We start from the raw sequence: 17,205 nt of genomic DNA on the forward strand, positions 1-17,205 counted from the left end.
CAAAAGACCGGATCGGTCCGCCTGCGCGAACCGATCCGGTCTTCGTGGGCGCCGCCGTGCTCGCGCTGCCTTACTCCCGCTGCCCCAGGCGCAGCCCCGAGCGAATAGCGACGGCCCGCAGCGCGGCAACCGCCACGGCAATCACGACCGCGATCCAGATATACTGGAACACCGGTCCGATGCCCTGGGAGATCAGAAACCGGCCGCCATACCCGATCAACAGGAACGAACCCGCGACCGCGGCGACAAAAGACAGCAGCATCACCGCTTTCTGGCCGGACGTGGACTGCCGCAACACGCCGGCGATCACGCGCCGGTTGCGCAGCGCCGTCAGCAGCAGATGCGCAAGCAGCAGCGGCATCGTGTACGCGTTGTCGAGAATAAACAAACTGACCGCCATCAAGGCGAGCAGCACCCAGCTTATCGTCGGGTAATAACGATCCAATACGCGCAAAGTCAAAACCTCCTCTCGTCGATCAATCCGCCCGAATCGAGTCCCTCGCTTGTATGCGATGCAGTACGTTTGCCTGCATCATCGTTGTTGGGGCGGCCGCCTGCCGCCAGGTCGCCGGTTCACCCGGCGCCCGCAGCCGGCCGCTTCCCGCCCGAAACCTACTCCGACTCGACCCGGCGCAGGCTGCTTTCCGGCATGCCGGCCTGCGGATCGGAATCGGCTTCGTAATCGACGCCGTCCGTCTCGAAGCCGAACAGCTGGAAAAACTCTGCGCGGTAGCCGGCCAGATCGCTCAGTTCGTCGATATTGTCCGACGAGATGCGCGCCCAGATATCGGCCACTTCCTGCTGCACGTCGCCGCGCATCTCCCAATCGTCGATACGGATACGGCCCTGCTCGTCGACCGGCACTTCGCCGCCGTACAGGCGATCCGCGAACAGCCGATGCGTCTGCTCGATGCAGCCTTCGTGCAGCCCTTTTTCCTTCATGATCTTGTACAGGACGGACACGTACAGCGGCACGACCGGAATAGCCGAGCTGGACTGCGTGACCAGCGCTTTGCTGACCGAGACGAAAGCGCGGCCGCCGCCCGGCGAGAGTCGTTCGCCGATCCGCAGCGCGGTGTCTTCCAGATGGTCTTTCGCCCGGCCGATCGATCCTTCGCGGTAGATCGGCTGGGTGAGGTCCGGGCCGATATACGAATACGCGATCGTCGTCGCGTCTTCGGCCAGCACGCCGCCTTCGCTCAGCGCGTCGATCCACAGCTGCCAGTCTTCGCCGCCCATCACTTCGACGGTCGCCGCCACTTCTTCTTCGGTCGCCGGGTCAATCGTCACTTCGCTCACTTCGCCGGTGTGGAAATTGACCGTCTTGTTCGTGTACGAAGCGCCGATCGGCTTGAGCACGGAATTGACCGCTTCGCCCGTCTTCGGGTTGACCCGGCGCGCCGAAGCGACGCTGTAGACGACCAGATCGACCTGGCCGAGTTCTTCGCGGATCACTTTGACCGCTGCGGCCTTCGTCTCGTCCGAGAAAGCGTCGCCCGTCACGCTGAACGAACGCAGTCCCGCTTCGGCGGCTTTGCGCTCGAACGCGGCCGAATTGTACCAGCCCGCGGACGCGGTACGGGTCGCCGTGCTTTTGCTTGGGCGGTAGACGCCGACCGTCGCCGCGCCGGCGCCGAAAGCGGCCGCGATGCGGGCCGACAATCCGTAGCCGGTCGATGCGCCGATAACGAGCACGTTCTTCGGTCCTTCGAGCCGCGGCTTGGACGCGATATAGTCGATTTGCTGTTGAACCTGCGCGGCGCAGCCGTCCGGGTGGGCGGTCGTGCAGATGAATCCGCGCGTTCTCGGTTTGATAATCATGGTTGTTGTCCCTCGCTTTTTTCGGTTCTTTGGACGGAGTTCTTCGCTTGCGCGCGAACCGTCCATCCGTAACAGTGTACCAACTTTTCGGCGATAAGGCACTTTTCACGGCAAAAAGCGAAGTCCCCGGACGGGAACTTCGCTTGATGAGGCAGCCGCGCCGCCCGTACGAACCGGATTTCAAAACGCGGCGGAGTCTGTTCAGGCCGGCCGCGAAGCCGGAAGCGCGCGCGCCGCCTGGGCGCCGGCCGAACCGTCCGCGGAAGCCGGGAAATCGGTTTGCAGCAGCTGCGGCTGCGAGCCCTGCGTCTCGTGCGTGAAGCGGAAATGATTGACGATTCCGTCCAGCCGCTGTGAGCTTTCGCCCGTGCGGCGTGCCTGCACGACCACTTCTTCGGAAGCTTCGAGCACGTCCGACGCCTGCGAGAAGATCGTCTGCGTGCCTTCGGCCGCTTCGCCGTTCGCCGCCGCGATCTCGCTGATCGCTTTGGCCAGGTTCTGCACCGACGCATTGAGCTGTTCGCTCGTCGCGCTGAAATCGGCGACCATGTTCTCGATATTGAGCGCATCCTGCAAATAGGAATCCGCGTTGCTCTGCATCATCTGGTAATCGGCCGCGATCTCTGTCGTCATCAGGTCCAGCAGGCGTCCGGAATGGCGCTGCAGGTTGTCGACCGAGCTGACGACTTTTTCCGTGACGCCGTGGATCTGCTCGACCGAACGCTTCGACGCGTCGGCAAGCTTGCGGATCTCGTCGGCGACGACCGCGAAGCCTTTGCCCGCTTCGCCCGCTCTGGCCGCTTCGATCGAAGCGTTGAGCGCGAGCAGATTGGTCTGCTGCGCGATTTGGAGAATGGAATCGGCCAGCGTCCGGATCATGTTGACGGAATGCGACTCTTCAAGCGCCGAATCGAGTCCCTGCTTGACTTCGGTATAGACTTTCGTCGTTTTTTCCATGGCCTGCGCCAGATTCTCCTGAATTTCCATCGCCCGCGCACTGACTTCGCCGGCTTCTTCCGCGCCTTCTTCGGCCCGCTTGGCGATCGAGCCGAGCGCCCGTTCGAACTCCTGGGTCGACGCGTCGATCTCTTCGGCGGAAGCCGCCGTCTGCTGCATGCCCGCCGACATCAATTCGGTCGTGGCCGACACTTCGCGCAGCCCGTTCTCCATCACGACAAATTTGTCCTGCGCGATTTGCGTCGCGTTTTTGAGTTCTGCGGCTTCCCGGGAAACGATCGACAGCATCCCGTACGAAGCCGTCTGCATCCGATCGACCGCGCGGACCAGCGTGCCGGTCTCGTCGGTCCGCCGCAGGTCCTTTTCATCTAGGCGCTGCGTGAAATCGCCGTCCGCCATCCGATCCAGCTGGGACGCCGCCGCCCGAATCGGACGCACGATGCCTTTTACAATGAAGAACAGCAGCACGAACGAGATGACAAAGCCCGCAATCGACACGACGAAGGGACCGACTTTCCAGACATTGGCCTGCTGCACGAAATCGCTCATGAGCACGACGTTCAAAAGAGCGGGAAGCAGCATGCCCAACACGGCAGCGGCCAATACCCGGGTAAGCAAGCTTCCGAACAGCATTTTCAGACGGTTATCCATTGAATTGCACCTCTTTTATCATTTTGGAGTAAAAAGGGACTTTTGACCTAATTAACTGCTGAAAATGCTGCTTTTCTCTGTGTATTAGCTCATTTTCCTACTCTTGAAGGTCTTTGGGTCTAGTTCTTACTGTCTATTAGGTATTATATCCAAGTTAGCGAGTTTTAAAACCTTTTATGAGAAAATTTTTAAAAATTTTATTTTCCACAATTAAATGTGTGATTCGGCATGCTTCCGATCCGCGCCGTACCGCGCACAAAAAGCGGCAATCGCCCGATCCGGGCGGCTGCCGCCTTCCGCTTTTCGCTTTTCGCTTTTCGCTTTTCGCTTTTCCGAATATAACCCGCCCTTACACCTTAAAGCGCGACACCAGCAGCTGCAGGTCTTCCGCCAACCGGTTCAGCGACGACGCCCCGCTCAGCATCTCTTCGCCGGCCGCGAGCTGTTCTTCGGTCGCCGCCGCGATCTCCTGCGTCCCGCCGGAAATGTCCTGGGTGCTTGCGCTGACGCGCTCCATCGAACCGGACACCTCGGCGAAGCTGTCATGCACGCCTCCGGTCGAAGCCGCCATCGCTTCGGTCCGGCCGGACACTTCCCCGATCGCGTTCAGAATGCCGCCGAAGCGCCGCGCGCCTTCGCGGCTCGCTTGCGCGCCTGCTTGCACCCGCAGCTTCACGTCGTCCATTGTATCCATTGCCGCCCGCGTCTCGTGCTGGATGCTGACGACCCGCTCTTTGATCTCGCGCGTCGAATCCGCCGACCGATCCGCCAGCTTCTTCACTTCGCTTGCAACGATCGTAAAGCCGCGGCCCGCTTCGCCGGCTCGCGCCGCTTCGATCGAAGCGTTCAGCGAGAGCAGATGCGTCTGCGCCGAAATCTCGTTGATCAGCGTCGTGATCTCGTCGATCTGCTGCGCGTGCAGCGCAAGCTTGCGGATACGGTCGTCGGCTTCGCCGACCGCCGTGCCGATATCCGACATCTGTTCGTCGATACGGGTAACCGCCTGTTCGCCTTCGGCCGCCTGCCGGCTCATCTCTTTGGACACCGAAGACACTTCAGACGTCGCCGAAGCGATTTGCGTAATCTTTTCCAAGGTGAGGTGGGCGGAATCGGTACTGTTCTTGGCAATTTGGGCCTGGTCGACCGAACGCTCCGCGATTTGCTGCATGGCAGCCGCGACCTGAAGCGAAGTCGATTTGGACTGCTCGGCGCTGGCCGAGAACTGTTCGGAAGCCGCCGCAAGCTGTTGAGAAGCGTCGCCGATCCGGGACATCATCTCGCGCAGCGAACCGACGAACAAGTTGAAGCTGCCGGCCAGCGTGCCGAACTCGTCTTTTTGCCGCAGCTCGATCCGGCTCGTCAGATCGGCGTCGCCTTCCGCGATCTCCCGCATTTGACGGTTCATGAGCGTCAGCGGCTTCATGATCGTGCGCAGCAGCCAGAAGCCGAGACCGATCCCGACCAGGCCGGAAACGATCACAACGTAGAGCAAAATACTCTGGTTGCGGCGCGCCTCGGCGGCGTTATCCGCTTTGAGCTGCGACACTTCCGTGTCCAGCGCTTCCACGAACGTGTTAACGGCGGGATCGACTTCCTGCTTGCGCAGCGTCCGCTCTTCCCCGAAATGCAGCGCCTGCGCCTGGGCCCGGCTGCCGTCCGCGACAAGCCCGACCACTTGGGCGTTCAGTGCGAGCATCCGCTCCAGCGCTTCGTCGATCTTTTGCAGCGCCGCGGCATCGCTGCCTTCGAGCTTCTCCGCTCCGCCGCTCAGCAGCTGCCGGATCTCTTCCGTTTTTTTGCCCATGCCTTCCGCATATTCGGGATCCCCGGTCAGCAGGTAACCCCGCTCGTCGTTGGCAAGTCCGGTCATGCGGTACTGCATCTGCTTCAGAAACTTTTGCGTTTCCAGTTTGTCTTCCAGCCGTTCGCCGTTGCGCACGCTTTGGTCGATAGCGTTCAACGCCAGCGCGCCGCTTCCGACCAATACCGCTACCAATAGCAGTATGATCGCGAATAATTTCGTTCTAACCTTCATGTGCATCCTGCTCTCTGGTGTATGGGGTTTGTCCAAGATTACATCTTGAACTTGCAGATCTTCCATTTTATTATCGGAAGGCACTCTTCATTATGTAACGCTTTTTGTCGAAAAAAGTCGTTCGCCGCGTGCAAAGTCCGCTCATTTGACGCTTTCCGGTGAAAGTGATAATTTGGAAACCAGATCAACCCGGCCGATCGCTTCAGGGCGAGATTCGGACCTTATCACGATAAACGGGAGGCCAGCCTCACATGACGACTATTCAGCAGCAGTGGATCGACCGCCTTGAAGGCGAGTATGAACAAATCGTGCAGTGGCGCCGTCATATGCACGCCAACCCGGAGCTGTCGTTCGTGGAGACGAACACGGCGCGCTTTATCGCGGATACGCTCAAAAGTTTCGGCTATGACGTGCGTACCGGCGTCGGCGGCAACGGCATTCTGGCAGATTTGACAGGCGCCCTGCCGGGCCCGACGATCGCGTTCCGCGCCGACTTCGACGCCCTGCCGATCGACGAAGAGAACGACGTGCCGTACAAGTCGCAGACGCCGGGCGTCATGCACGCCTGCGGCCACGACGGCCATACTTCGACGCTGCTCGGGGTCGCCAAAGTGCTGGCGGACCGGCAGGGCGAACTCCGCGGCAGCCTGCGCTTTATTTTCCAGCATGCCGAAGAGAAACTGCCGGGCGGCGCGATCTCGATGATCGAAGCCGGAGCGCTCGACGGCGTCGACGAAGTGTACGGCGCGCATCTGGCGAGCTATATGCCGCTCGGCAAGCTGTCCGTCTCGTCGGGCCCGTCGATGGCGGCGGTCGACTCGTTCGTCATTACGGTGCAGGGCAAAGGCGGACACGGAGCCAAGCCGCACCAGACGGTCGACGCGATCGTCGTCGGCAGCCAGCTCGTCACGTCGCTCCAGCATATCGTCGCCCGCCATATCAACCCGCTGCATCCCGCCGTCGTCACCGTGGGCGTGTTCCAGGCCGGCTCGGCTTTTAACGTCATCGCCGACAAAGCGAAGATCGAAGGCACGGTGCGCAGCTTCGATCCGGACGTGCGGAAGCAGCTCGAACGCGATATCCGCGATATGGTGCACGGCATCACACTCGCCGAGCACGCCACGTACACGCTCGATTACGTCAACGGTTATCCGGCGCTCGTCAATCCGCCCGAGCAGGCGAAACAGGTGCGCGACCTTTTCGTTCGCCGCTTCGGCGAACAGTCGCTGTTCGGCCTCGACGCTTCGATGGGCGCGGAAGACTTCGCCTACTATCTCCAGCACCGCCCGGGCCATTTCTTCAACGTCGGCTCGCAAAACGACAGCGAAGACACGGCGTTCCCGCATCACCACCCGCGCTTCGATATCGACGAACGCGCGCTGCTGATCGCCGCGCAGGCGTTCCTCGCGATCGCGGCGGACAAACTGCTGGGCGAAAGCTAATCTTCGGGCTCGCTTCGGCCGTGCCGATTGCGGCATGCGCCCGGCGCGCTCGTCGCCCGAATCGAAAGCCGACGGCTGCGGGTTTTTCCGCATCGTCGGCTTTTTTCGATTTTACTGTTCCACGATTCGTCTTGCCGCACATCCAGAAAAGAAAAAGGAGCCTGCCGCCCATGCCTATCGACGACTTCGGCGCACGCATGAAAAGTTACGAAAATGCGTTCCGCCATTACCTGCCCGGCCGCATGCCTGTCGTGATCCGCATCGACGGCTGCCATTTCCACTCGTTTACCAAAGGTATGGACAAACCGTTCGACGAACCGCTGATCCGCGCTTTTTGGGAAACGTGCAAGTATCTCGCCCTGAACCTTATGGGCTGCAAGCTGGTCTACCATCAAAGCGACGAAATCTCGATCCTGCTGACGAACTACGACAAATTGACGACCTCTTCATGGTTCGAGAACAACTTGCAGAAAATGGTCTCTGTCGCCTCTTCGATCGCCACCGCCAAGTTCAACGAAGAGATTCGCGCCGTTTACCCGGATCGGCCGCTCGCCACGTTCGATGCGCGCGCCTGGGTGCTGCCGCTGGACGAAGTGACGAATTATTTTCTGTGGAGACAGATGGACGCCACGAAAAACAGTATCTCCATGTTCGCCCAAGCCCATTTTGCCCACCGCGAACTGCAGGGCCTGGACGGCAGCTCGCTGCAGGAGAAACTGTTTGCGGAAAAAGGATTGAACTGGAACGACCTGCCCGCCTGGCAAAAACGCGGCGCCTGCGTCGTCAAACGGGAGTTCCTCAAAGGTACGGCCGTCCGCCGCAGATGGGAAGTCGATCTCGACATCCCCGTTTTCTCGCAGGATCGCGCCTATATCAACCGCTTCGTTTATTCGGACCGCGAAAAGGACGTGTAACGATGGAATGCGTCATTCTGATCGGGATTCAGGCTTCGGGCAAATCGACTTTTTACAAAGAGCGGTATGTCGATACCCATCTGCGCCTCAACATGGACATGCTCAAGACGCGCCACCGGGAAAAGCTGCTGCTGAACGCCCTGCTCGAAGCGAAGCAGCCGTTCGTCGTCGACAACACCAATCCGCTGCCGGAAGACCGGATGACTTATATCGAGGCCGCCAAAAGACATCGGTTCTCCGTCGTCGGCTGTTACTTCGAACCGGATTATGCAGAAAGTATTCGGCGCAACGCGCAGCGGACCGGCAAGTCGTTCGTGCGCGAAATCGGTATTCGGAGCGTGCTGAACAAGCTCGTCCGCCCTTCGATCGGGGAAGGCTTCGACGAGCTGTACACGGTCACTTCGGCGGGCGGGACTTTTACATTGGAAAAGACGGCGGACGTCTGACAGGATTGGAGTCCGTCCGGATTTTTCATGACGGCGTCGAGGTCGCCGATCCACCCGTGGACGGCGGCCGCGATGTTCGCGAATTCGTTTTTCCAATTCGGATCGTACGGAACCACTTCGATAATAGACGTACGTTCAGCCATGCTTTTTTCCCTCCGTTTCCTTTTTCGTTGTTCGCCTATATTTTTCGTTTCTTCTATAGTACCCTATATTTTAGCAGGTGTTTTAGCAGGACCGAAAACGCTTTAACCCAAATCAACTTACAGACACCGGAGGAAGTATCGCATGGCAAGCACGTTTTTCCCGAGGCTCCGCGGCAACAGCCGGGGCTGCCTGGCTTTCGAGCCTTTTTTCCTCATTCCGTACAGCATGATGGCGACGTATGCGACGCTGTATATGTACGAGCTGGGCGTCACCGAGACGAACATCGGCTGGATTACCACGCTCGGGCTGCTCGTGCAGGTGCTGGCGGCTTTTATGAGCGGTTACCTGACCGACCGGCTGGGCCGCAAACGCGCGATTCTGATCTTCGACGTGCTCAGTTGGAGCGTGGCGATGCTGATCTTCGCGTTTTCGCAAAACGTCTGGTTTTTCGTCCTCGCCACGTGCATTAACGGTCTGCAGCGAGTGCCGCACGTCGCGTTCTACTGCCTGATCGTCGAAGACACGCCGAAAAAAGACCGGACGTACGTGTTCACGCTGCTGCAGATCATCGGCGTCGTCGGCGGACTGTTCGCCCCGCTCGGCGGCCTGCTGGTCAGCCATTACGGACTCGTCGACGGCACTCGGATCATGTACGTGCTCTGCTCGGTGCTCATGACGTTCCAGTTCATCGGGCGCCACGTGACGACGAGGGAAACGGAAATGGGCTACCGCAAGATGAAGGAAACGAAAGCCCTCGGCCTCAAAGCGAGCCTGATCGACTACAGCGGCGCGATCCGCGACCTGTTCGCCAGCCGCAGCCTAATGCTGATCTTCGTCGTCTACATCCTGTTCAATTTCCAGATGACGCTCAAAACGACGTATCTGTCGCTGTACCTGGCCGATTTTCTGCATATCGAAAGCTGGCTGATCTCGCTCGTGCCGGCCGTCTCGTCGGTCATTATGCTGCTCGCGCTCTGGTTCATCATGCCGAAGATTCCGGCCGAAGGCGAGACGCGCTCGATGATGGCGGGCTTCGCGCTGTCGGTGCTGTCGAACGTCATGCTGGTGCTTTGGCCGACGCCGAACCTGCTCTGGGTCGGTCTGAGCACCGTGCTCGCTGCCGTCGGCCTGATGATCAGCTCGCCGTACCTCGAAGCGGCCGTGCAGAACGCGATCGACGACGAGAAACGGGCCAAAGTATTCTCCATGCTGTCCGTCGTCATTCTGCTGCTCACGTCCCCGGCCGGCATCGTCGGCGGCTGGGCGTACACGCTCGACCCGCGCATTCCGATCTGGATCATTACGGCGTCGTTCGCAGCCGCATTCGTCTTCCTCATGATCTACCTGAGCCGCACCCGAAAAGGCGAGCTCGCGGCTTGACCGCCGCCCAGACACCCGTGCTCGCGACCTTGCGATCGCGGGTGTTTTGGGTTGTGCTATACTCGAAATGTAACGGAGATGCGGAAGGCGCAAAATCGAGTCCAAGTGATTGAAGGAGGAAGCGGATATGGAGCAGCGCGAAATCGAGGCTATTTTGCATGTACGCAGCGTTGTCAGAGATACGGCCAAACAGTTGGGCATGTCCGAAAATAAAATTATTGAGCTGATACAGAAGTCCGAATTCCAGCAAGAACCCGCACATTTTAAAACGCTTTTGAATGCTCCCGAACGACAGGCCAATCTGCATCCAAGCATGCAAAGAATGGCGAAATGGGCCGGAACTTTATCTTTGGAAGAAGCGGAATCCTTATCCGTCCATACCAAAAAGATGCGGGAGGAGTGGGATTGAATTACCTATTCGATACCAACGCGGCCATCGAACTTTCCAAAGTGTACAAAGAGCCTTACGAAAACGAAGTACAATCCCTGTTCGGGAAATTACTCGTCCAAGGTTCTCTCGTCTTCTATTCGGTCATTACTCAAGCCGAGTTTTTATCGGGCAAAAGCAAAGTGAACAATATCGATTTCGTAAATTACTTTGAACTGGAAGAGGCCGAAGAATTTCTGTCCGTTACTCCGATAATCGCAAAAACCGCCGGAAATCTTAGAGATAAGCTGTCTACGATGGATCAGCCTATAAAAATCAAAATGCCGGATGCTTTAATTCTGGCGACAGCCATCACGCATGATCTTGTATTGGTGACTGCCGACGCGGATTTCAGGTTTTCCAAGATACTGGGTGTGGAGACCTTTATTTTCAAACCTGCCGCCGGTATAGAAGGAATCTGACAAATCGCCATGGTGCACATTTTGCTTGCTAAGGAGACTCCGATGCCCTCTATCGATCAGACTTACAAAAAGCGCGTCGCCTTGTTCAAAAAATTGTACGCCTACGACAACGGCACTTACGATCCGCAGCTCGGCGCGAGCCTGTACGACGAATCGGTATTGTCCGCCGATGAGCAGGCGTTTATGGCAGAGATCGGCTGGACGGCCAACGAGCTGGTCACGCTGGAGCACGACCGGCTGATCGAGGCAATTGCGGAGCTAGGTCGGGACGAACGGCTGAATGAAGACCGCCTCGCCGGCGAATTTGTCGCGGCCGTCGGCGGAAGCTACCGGCGCGGGGCGAACGGACCGGTCTCGCTGCGCTTTGCCCGGCTTGCTCCCCCGCATGAATATCGCCGGGCGCGCAAACTGCTCGCCTGCGGCGTCTGCGGCCATTCCGAACATGCGCTGGGCCGGCCCATTACGCTGTCGCGCATCCGCGAATCGCTCTGGCTCGGCTACAGCTGGCATTCGCCGGAAGGAATCTATGCCGATCTGAGCGAGCGCGTCGACCTGCCGCCGGTGATGCCGACCGCCGAAGACGCGGACGCGCTCAAGCGCCTGCTCGAAGCGCTGTCCCGGGCCGAGCCGGACGAGACGCCGGGCAAGCTGGAGAAGCGGCTCAGCGCGGAAAAAGTGCTGCGCGGCAACGGCGGCACGCGGCGCAGCCTGCTCGACGTGCTGGCCTGGCTCGGCGTCATCCCGAATATGGGATTGGACATGGAGCGCGGGGTCTGGACCGATTACGAAGACATCATCGAAGCCGGCATGGAATTCGATACGACGCAGGGACGCTCGGACCTGGAGATGCCGTGGGCCGGCTGGCGCGGCCGGCTCGGCGTCGACTGGGAGCGGGCGAAGACCTGCTTCGGGCCCTATCTGTAGGGCACCGCACCACAAAAAAGCCTGTTCGCGACCGAGGTCGCGGACAGGCTTTTTGGGTGCATGGTTTTCGTGTATGGCTTTTTCACGCATGGCTTTTTGGTGCATTTTTTTCGCGTATGACTTTTCGGTGCACAGCACTTTGAACGCAACTTCCGTCGGCTTCCGCCATCTTCCGGCCAAAGCGCTCAATACGTCAGCCGCTCGCTGCGCGGCAGCGTCAGCTCGCAGGCCAGCTCGATTTTCTCGGCGGAACTTAGATCTTCCGCCGAGCGGATCTCCGCCATCAGGCTGCCGTAAGCTTCGACCCGCTTCAACTCGCCGTGCTCGAAGGTCAACGCCCGCAGATCGCCGTAATCGATCAGCCGCGTTTCTCCGCCTGCGCTCCTGCCGGCCTCCGCTGCGGCATCGCGTCCCAGCCAGATCGTGCCGCCGTACTCCAGCGCAAGATTCAGGTTCGCGTACCGGTGGAACGGGCCGGAAGAACGGGATCGTTCCGCCCGCACGCCGCTAAGCGGCGGCGGATCGGCGGATTCGGCTCCGCCGAGCAGCAGAAGCTCCTCCAGCTTCAGCCGGCGTTCGCCGTCTACGCCGAAGCGGCATACATAGCCGCGCTCGCATGCCGTAAATCCGCCCTGCGGCCGCAGGCCGTAAGCGGCGGGATCAAACAGCGGCCCCGGCTGCATGCCGAGCAGATCCCAGTCCAAGAATGCGTCGTAGTTGAAGCGGTCCGGGATCTGCATCGTCATCTTTTACGCCTCCGATCGCTTGAACTTGAAGATCGACCACACGATCAGCAGCGCCAGCACGCCGACGCATACCCCGATGCTGAGCCGGTTCTGCGGATCAAGCAGGAAGCCTGCCGCGATCACCGCCAGAATGACCGCGGTTGCCGCGGTCAAGTACGGATAGCCCCAGATGCGGAACGTCGGCGCTTTGGGATACACGGGACGCAGCTTGAGCTGGGCGAGGCAGATCGAGCCCCAGACGATCAGGACGACGAAGCCCGGCACCGCCAGCAGGAACGAGAACAGGCTGTTGCCCATGAAGAAAGCCGCCAGAGCGCCGAGCACGAGCACCGCCGCGCACAGGCGCAGGCTGCCGACCGGCACGCCCTTGCTCGTCGTCGTACCGAGCAGCTTGGGCGCTTCGCCGGCCGCCGCCATCGAATGCAGCATCCGGGTCGCGCCGTAGATGCTGGAATTCGCCGCCGACAGCACCGCCGTCACGAGAATGAAATTGATGATATGCGCCGCGCCGCTCAGGCCGGTCGCTTCGAGCACCTGTACGAACGGGCTGTTCTGCCCGGCCAGCTGGTTCCATGGAATCAATCCGCAGATGACCAGGATCGGCAGCGTATAGAACAGGACGACGCGCAGGATAAAGCTTTTGACGACTTTGGGCATGACTTTCTCCGCGTCTTTGGCTTCCGTAAGCGTCAGGCCGATCAATTCGGAGCCGCCGTACGAAAACATGACGACGAGCAGCGCCGAGAAGACCGACAGCCAGCCGTTCGGCAGGAAGCCGCCGTGTGCCGTATAATTCCGCAGCCCCGGCGCTTCGCCGCTCGCTCCGGGGATCAGGCCGAACAGCAGCCCCGCGCCCAGCAGAACGAAGACGACGATCATAAAGATTTTGATGCCGGCCAGCCAAAACTCGGTCTCGCCGAAGCTCTCGACGCTCATACGGTTAATGCCGAGAATGAGCGCGGCGCTGGCCAGACTGAGTACCCAGAGCGGCACGCCGGGCATCCAGTATTGTAGGAACGACCCTGCCGCCGTCACTTCGATCACGCAGACGGTCAGCATGAGGAACGCGTACAGCCAGCCGACGATAAAAGCGGGCCGGGGGCCGAACGCCTGCCGGACGAAATCTTTCATATTGCGGTTCGGGTAGACGCTCGCAAGTTCCGCGATCGCGCCCATGACGATCAGCAGCAGCAGTCCGCCGAACAGATACGTCAAGACGACGCCCGGCCCCGCCAGCCCGATCGTCTCGGCGCTGCCTTTGAAAATCCCCGTGCCGATGACGCCGCCCATGGCCATAAAACTGATATGCCGGGGCAGCAATTTTTTCTGAAGCTTGTCGCCTTCCGGCTTGTGTGCAGACTCCACTTGATGTTCCTCCGATTCTGTGATGCAGTCATGCAGTCCCGCGTTCGCGAGACGCACACTCTATCCTACAACAAAACGAGCCGATCCGCATGTCCTCGCGCAAAAAATCACCGAACAGACGCAAAACGTCCGTCGGTGAAGGAATGTGACTGTTACGTTGCTGCCGTCAATCGATATCCAGTATGATCCATCGGCTTCCTTCTTTGCCGAGGGCAAATGCCCGGACGTGAACGTCCGTCTGCCCTTCGTAACGCTGAAGCACGTTGACAATCAGGGTCCCGTCCCCGTTCGGAAAGCCGATATCGGGAATGAGCGTTTCTTCGACCTTGCCGGGAGACTCGTCCAGGCTGCGCATAGACGCGTCCGGTCGGAACAGCTTAGCATACGCCTGCGCGTCGCCCGCGTTCCGGTACCGGGTGCCGGCATTGATCAGCTTGACGATCTCTGCCGACTCGCCGGCATAACCGGTCTCGTCCGCGTAAGGGCCCTGAGCCCGCTTGATACCGCCGATCCGCCAACCGTCCGTCTCGCGTTCGAGCGTATAGACGATCGGATGATCGCTGCCCTGCGCCGTTTCCCGAACGGCTCCTTCCACCTGCGCCGTCCCGTTCGATTCGGCACTGCCGGCATACAGCCCGATCCGCTCGACCCCAAACTCAATCTTCGTCTCGGCTTCGGGCGTATCTGCCGCAAACAGCGCCGCATAACCTCTCGCGTCACCCGCATTTTGCGCCGCGAGCAGATCGTTCAGCAGGTCGATCTGCTCGCGTCCGATCGCAGTCCCCGCGTAAAGGGCGGGATCGATCAGCCGCGCGGTGCCTGATCCGGAATCGTCCCCGGAACCGGCCGCTCGCTCGCCTGCCGGACGTACGCTGTCCGCAGCGGCTTGCGTTTCTCCTTTCGCCGCAGCCGGTTCCGCTGCGGAAGAAGAATGGGGTTCTCCCGAACTGCCGCATCCCGCCGTCAACGCACCCAATAACAAGATCACAGCCCAACCATCCGTTTTTTTTCGCGCAAATCCGCATTTTCTTTTCTTTTGCCCCGACAAGCCCATCCAAAGCCCTCCTGTCCATTCGTTCCCCGCCAAATGCCCGGGTCGAAAGGGTTTTAGACATAGACGCACACCATCGGGCTTTGGTTGCATGCCGGGAAAACGGTTTTGCGTTATGTAGCGCCGCTCAGCGCCGCAGCCGCTCTTCGACCTCGTCCCGCCAAAACGTTCCCTGCGCGAACGCTGCCGGATCGATCCGGCCGAATTCCCGCACGACCCATTTCAACTCTTCCTGCGGAATTTCATTTTCCAGAAAAGCGTCCGGGCCGCCCGCGCGAACCGTCCGCTGGACGAGCTGCGCATAGACGAGCAGAAATTCCGCGAATTTCGGCACCGACGAATTGATGAACCATTCGGTGCCGCCCCGGTCCATACGGATGCAGACGACCTGCGAGCTGCCCGCCTTCAGGCAGACCGGATCGCCGTAACCCGTCGAGCCGAGCAGCCAATAAGCCGAATATTGTTTCGGCATGCCGAACGCCGTCTTCAAATCGGACAGGCGTCCTTCGCCGGACCGGAATTCCAAATACGGAGCCGAATCGCCGGGCAGGCCCGCTTCGCGCAAAAACCGCCCGGCCTCTTCCGTGATCGGCACCGACTCCAGCGCTTCGGCATCGAAACGCAGGAGAGGACCGTCCGCGGCCTCGTTCCAGGCGGCTCTAAATTGTTCGGGAGTCATCGTCACGTCCGCCACCTCCATCTTTTGCCTCTTGCTTCTTGCTTCTTGCTTCTTGCCCAATCCTGCGGCTTAACGCCGCGTGCAGACCCGGGGGCCGCCGCTCGCTTCGCCGCGCATCAAAGCGTCCGTGAACCGGTCTACCCGGTCCGCGTACAGCTCGGGCTGCACACGCTTGATCTCAAGCAGCGCGTTGACGATCCGGCGGACCATCCGCGACGGCAGGCCATAAACAGCCGAGCCGTAAGCGGCGATATACGGGGCGTCCGGCCGGTCGGCGTGCAGCAGCATCCGGTGCAGCCGCACTGCCCAGCCTTCCGCCCGGGGGAACAGCCCCGGAACGCCAAGCGCCAAATAACGCATGCTCTCGTCGATGCCGCAGCGTTCCGAAATATAGAAAATCGTCTCCAGCAGGTCGCCGGCGGCGCTCGGTTCGATCACGTCGTCTTCCAGCATCCGGCACAAGTCCGGGATGACGTCCGCCGCGGCGGTCTCGCAAATTTCGCTCAAAATATCGGTAAACCGGGCCAGATCGTCGTCGTTTCCGTTCATGTCGCGCATGCGGTACAGCTCGTCCAGCAGTTTTCGGTCCGGCATCGGCAATCGCCCCCGCTTTCGCTTCTGAATTATTTCTTCGCGCATGTATATCATACCCCATACGGCGGCAAGCAAAAACCGTGCCGGGCGGCACGGTTCGTCGGAATGCGCGGCAGAAGCCTGTTCTGCGGCGATTCGGTTTGCGAAGCTTTATGCGAAAAAGGAAGGACAGGCTCAGTCCGCCAGCGTGGACAGCGAAGCGTACACGAGCGGCGCGAACTTGTCGGCGTCGGCGCCTTCCGGCATATGAATCGCAAGCTTGTAACCTTTGCTCTGCGTTTCCCACAGCGCGAATTGTCCGGCTCCGCCGTTGCCTTCGGCCGACATGAACAAGCGGGAAGACGACAGCGCGGCCGGAATTTGGGAGCCTTTGAGCTCGGATGCTTTGCCGTAGCCTTTGAGCGCCGTTTGTCCTTCGGTCCGCAGCCCGGCCAATCCGTACCCTTTGGCGAGCGGCGTGATCGTCGCGTAATAATCCGGATTGTCCGCCATCGTCAGCAGATTGTTCTCGGCATCGAACTTCAGCCCTTCCATCGCGTAAAAGGCATAGCCGTAACCCTGCTGCAGCGTACCGGTCACGTTATCCGTCGAAGCCGCTCCGGCCACTTCGAAATTCTCGGTCTTGGGCCGATCCGCACCGGCGCCTTTTTTGCCCTGCTTCGCTTTGTCGGCCGGCTTGATGTCCGGGGCTGCCGCTCCGGTGCTGCCGGACGCGCTGTCTTTGGCATCGGCAGTCTTGGAGTCGGCATTCTTGGAGTCGGTTCCGCCGGAAGCGGCCGGCTTTTTGTCATCCGCCGTATCGCCGGCAGCCGCTTTGTCCTCGGATGCCTTGTCGCCGGAAGCCGGGTCACCGGACGTTTTGCCGTCCGCAGCCGCCGTTTCCTTGGAATCGGACGCGTCCGCCGCGCCGGCTTCCTTGTCGCCCGCCGAGGCTTCGTCGGCCGGCGCCGTCGCCGGTTCCTCGATGTTGTCGCTGCCCGAAGTCGCGGCCGTTCCGGTCGGCTCGGTCTGAGATGCGGGTTCCGAATCGTTACCGCAAGCTGCGAGAGCTCCGCTCAGCAGCAGTACGCCGAGCAGGCTCGCCGCACGAGTGTAGGTTTTCATGGGTCAAGCACCTCCTGTTCAAAATAGACGCGGACTTCTGCCAAAAAGTTTCAACAAAAAATCCCCTGCGTCGCACTTTCTCCAATTAACCCTTACACGGCGG

At 60.2% G+C, this 17,205-nt stretch carries 17 protein-coding genes; 7 read left to right on the top strand and 10 right to left on the bottom strand.

Annotated elements, in window-relative coordinates:
- Nucleotides 1–70 precede the first annotated feature (70 nt).
- The 4 genes from FFV09_RS04455 to FFV09_RS04470 all read right to left on the bottom strand — a co-directional run bounded on the left by FFV09_RS04455 (nt 71) and on the right by FFV09_RS04470 (nt 5,464).
- Nucleotides 71–454, bottom strand: coding sequence for a hypothetical protein (locus tag FFV09_RS04455; RefSeq protein WP_141446560.1), 384 nt, complete (start codon nt 452–454; stop codon nt 71–73).
- Nucleotides 455–612: 158 nt separating this feature from the next.
- Nucleotides 613–1,821, bottom strand: a complete 1,209-nt coding sequence (fabV, locus tag FFV09_RS04460) for an enoyl-ACP reductase FabV (protein WP_141446561.1) — start codon at nt 1,819–1,821, stop codon at nt 613–615.
- Nucleotides 1,822–2,022: 201 nt separating this feature from the next.
- Nucleotides 2,023–3,429 carry a methyl-accepting chemotaxis protein gene (locus FFV09_RS04465; protein WP_141446562.1) on the bottom strand — a complete coding sequence of 469 codons (1,407 nt, stop codon included), beginning with the start codon at nt 3,427–3,429 and terminating at the stop codon, nt 2,023–2,025.
- A 349-nt stretch (nt 3,430–3,778) separates the two neighbouring features.
- Nucleotides 3,779–5,464: a methyl-accepting chemotaxis protein gene (locus FFV09_RS04470; RefSeq protein WP_170314935.1), complete on the bottom strand. Its 1,686-nt coding sequence runs from the start codon at nt 5,462–5,464 to the stop codon at nt 3,779–3,781.
- Between the two features lie 260 nt (nt 5,465–5,724).
- Between FFV09_RS04470 and FFV09_RS04475 the strand changes: the two genes are divergently transcribed.
- The 7 genes from FFV09_RS04475 to FFV09_RS04505 all read left to right on the top strand — a co-directional run bounded on the left by FFV09_RS04475 (nt 5,725) and on the right by FFV09_RS04505 (nt 11,563).
- Nucleotides 5,725–6,906 (top strand): amidohydrolase, encoded by a 1,182-nt coding sequence (locus FFV09_RS04475; protein ID WP_141450328.1) that lies wholly within the window; start codon nt 5,725–5,727, stop codon nt 6,904–6,906.
- 170 nt (nt 6,907–7,076) lie between these two features.
- On the top strand, nt 7,077–7,820 hold the full coding sequence (locus FFV09_RS04480; protein ID WP_141446564.1) for a tRNA(His) guanylyltransferase Thg1 family protein: 744 nt from the start codon (nt 7,077–7,079) through the stop codon (nt 7,818–7,820).
- Nucleotides 7,821–7,822: 2 nt separating this feature from the next.
- Nucleotides 7,823–8,266, top strand: a complete 444-nt coding sequence (locus tag FFV09_RS04485; RefSeq protein ID WP_141446565.1) for an AAA family ATPase — start codon at nt 7,823–7,825, stop codon at nt 8,264–8,266.
- A 285-nt stretch (nt 8,267–8,551) separates the two neighbouring features.
- Nucleotides 8,552–9,790, top strand: coding sequence for an MFS transporter (locus FFV09_RS04490; protein WP_141446566.1), 1,239 nt, complete (start codon nt 8,552–8,554; stop codon nt 9,788–9,790).
- 127 nt (nt 9,791–9,917) lie between these two features.
- Nucleotides 9,918–10,199, top strand: coding sequence for a hypothetical protein (locus FFV09_RS04495; RefSeq protein ID WP_141446567.1), 282 nt, complete (start codon nt 9,918–9,920; stop codon nt 10,197–10,199).
- Nucleotides 10,196–10,639, top strand: coding sequence for a type II toxin-antitoxin system VapC family toxin (locus FFV09_RS04500; protein ID WP_170314937.1), 444 nt, complete (start codon nt 10,196–10,198; stop codon nt 10,637–10,639). Before FFV09_RS04495 ends, FFV09_RS04500 begins: the two co-directional genes overlap by 4 nt.
- A gap of 42 nt (nt 10,640–10,681) precedes the next feature.
- Entirely contained in the window at nt 10,682–11,563 is an 882-nt protein-coding gene (locus FFV09_RS04505; RefSeq protein ID WP_141446569.1) for a hypothetical protein, read from the top strand.
- 185 nt (nt 11,564–11,748) lie between these two features.
- Here FFV09_RS04505 and FFV09_RS04510 read toward each other — a convergent pair whose 3' ends face one another.
- The 6 genes from FFV09_RS04510 to FFV09_RS04535 form a co-directional block, all read right to left on the bottom strand.
- Nucleotides 11,749–12,309 (bottom strand): hypothetical protein, encoded by a 561-nt coding sequence (locus tag FFV09_RS04510; RefSeq protein WP_141446570.1) that lies wholly within the window; start codon nt 12,307–12,309, stop codon nt 11,749–11,751.
- Between the two features lie 3 nt (nt 12,310–12,312).
- Nucleotides 12,313–13,605 carry an amino acid permease gene (locus FFV09_RS04515; RefSeq protein ID WP_141450329.1) on the bottom strand — a complete coding sequence of 431 codons (1,293 nt, stop codon included), beginning with the start codon at nt 13,603–13,605 and terminating at the stop codon, nt 12,313–12,315.
- 235 nt (nt 13,606–13,840) lie between these two features.
- A complete protein-coding gene (locus FFV09_RS04520; RefSeq protein ID WP_170314876.1) occupies nt 13,841–14,662 on the bottom strand; it encodes a hypothetical protein in 822 nt (273 codons plus the stop codon).
- Nucleotides 14,663–14,852: 190 nt separating this feature from the next.
- A complete protein-coding gene (locus FFV09_RS04525) occupies nt 14,853–15,425 on the bottom strand; it encodes an SUKH-4 family immunity protein (RefSeq protein WP_141446572.1) in 573 nt (190 codons plus the stop codon).
- Between the two features lie 48 nt (nt 15,426–15,473).
- Nucleotides 15,474–15,998 carry an Imm30 family immunity protein gene (locus FFV09_RS04530; protein ID WP_141446573.1) on the bottom strand — a complete coding sequence of 175 codons (525 nt, stop codon included), beginning with the start codon at nt 15,996–15,998 and terminating at the stop codon, nt 15,474–15,476.
- A 174-nt stretch (nt 15,999–16,172) separates the two neighbouring features.
- Complete coding sequence (locus FFV09_RS04535) at nt 16,173–17,102, bottom strand: prolipoprotein diacylglyceryl transferase (protein WP_141446574.1); 930 nt, start codon at nt 17,100–17,102, stop codon at nt 16,173–16,175.
- Between the last annotated feature and the right edge of the window lie 103 nt (nt 17,103–17,205).

Origin of the sequence: Saccharibacillus brassicae, from assembly GCF_006542275.1 — a bacterium.
Lineage (GTDB): Bacteria > Bacillota > Bacilli > Paenibacillales > Paenibacillaceae > Saccharibacillus > Saccharibacillus brassicae.

Bases quoted from the DNA above. Each gene is read 5' to 3' on its own strand.
- fabV (WP_141446561.1), bottom strand. From the start codon at position 1,821: ATGATTATCAAACCGAGAACGCGCGGATTCATCTGCACGACCGCCCAC.
- FFV09_RS04465 (WP_141446562.1), bottom strand. From the start codon at position 3,429: ATGGATAACCGTCTGAAAATGCTGTTCGGAAGCTTGCTTACCCGGGTA.
- FFV09_RS04470 (WP_170314935.1), bottom strand. From the start codon at position 5,464: ATGAAGGTTAGAACGAAATTATTCGCGATCATACTGCTATTGGTAGCG.
- FFV09_RS04480 (WP_141446564.1), top strand. From the start codon at position 7,077: ATGCCTATCGACGACTTCGGCGCACGCATGAAAAGTTACGAAAATGCG.
- FFV09_RS04485 (WP_141446565.1), top strand. From the start codon at position 7,823: ATGGAATGCGTCATTCTGATCGGGATTCAGGCTTCGGGCAAATCGACT.
- FFV09_RS04490 (WP_141446566.1), top strand. From the start codon at position 8,552: ATGGCAAGCACGTTTTTCCCGAGGCTCCGCGGCAACAGCCGGGGCTGC.
- FFV09_RS04495 (WP_141446567.1), top strand. From the start codon at position 9,918: ATGGAGCAGCGCGAAATCGAGGCTATTTTGCATGTACGCAGCGTTGTC.
- FFV09_RS04505 (WP_141446569.1), top strand. From the start codon at position 10,682: ATGCCCTCTATCGATCAGACTTACAAAAAGCGCGTCGCCTTGTTCAAA.
- FFV09_RS04510 (WP_141446570.1), bottom strand. From the start codon at position 12,309: ATGACGATGCAGATCCCGGACCGCTTCAACTACGACGCATTCTTGGAC.
- FFV09_RS04515 (WP_141450329.1), bottom strand. From the start codon at position 13,605: ATGGCCATGGGCGGCGTCATCGGCACGGGGATTTTCAAAGGCAGCGCC.
- FFV09_RS04525 (WP_141446572.1), bottom strand. From the start codon at position 15,425: ATGGAGGTGGCGGACGTGACGATGACTCCCGAACAATTTAGAGCCGCC.
- FFV09_RS04530 (WP_141446573.1), bottom strand. From the start codon at position 15,998: ATGCCGGACCGAAAACTGCTGGACGAGCTGTACCGCATGCGCGACATG.
- FFV09_RS04535 (WP_141446574.1), bottom strand. From the start codon at position 17,102: ATGAAAACCTACACTCGTGCGGCGAGCCTGCTCGGCGTACTGCTGCTG.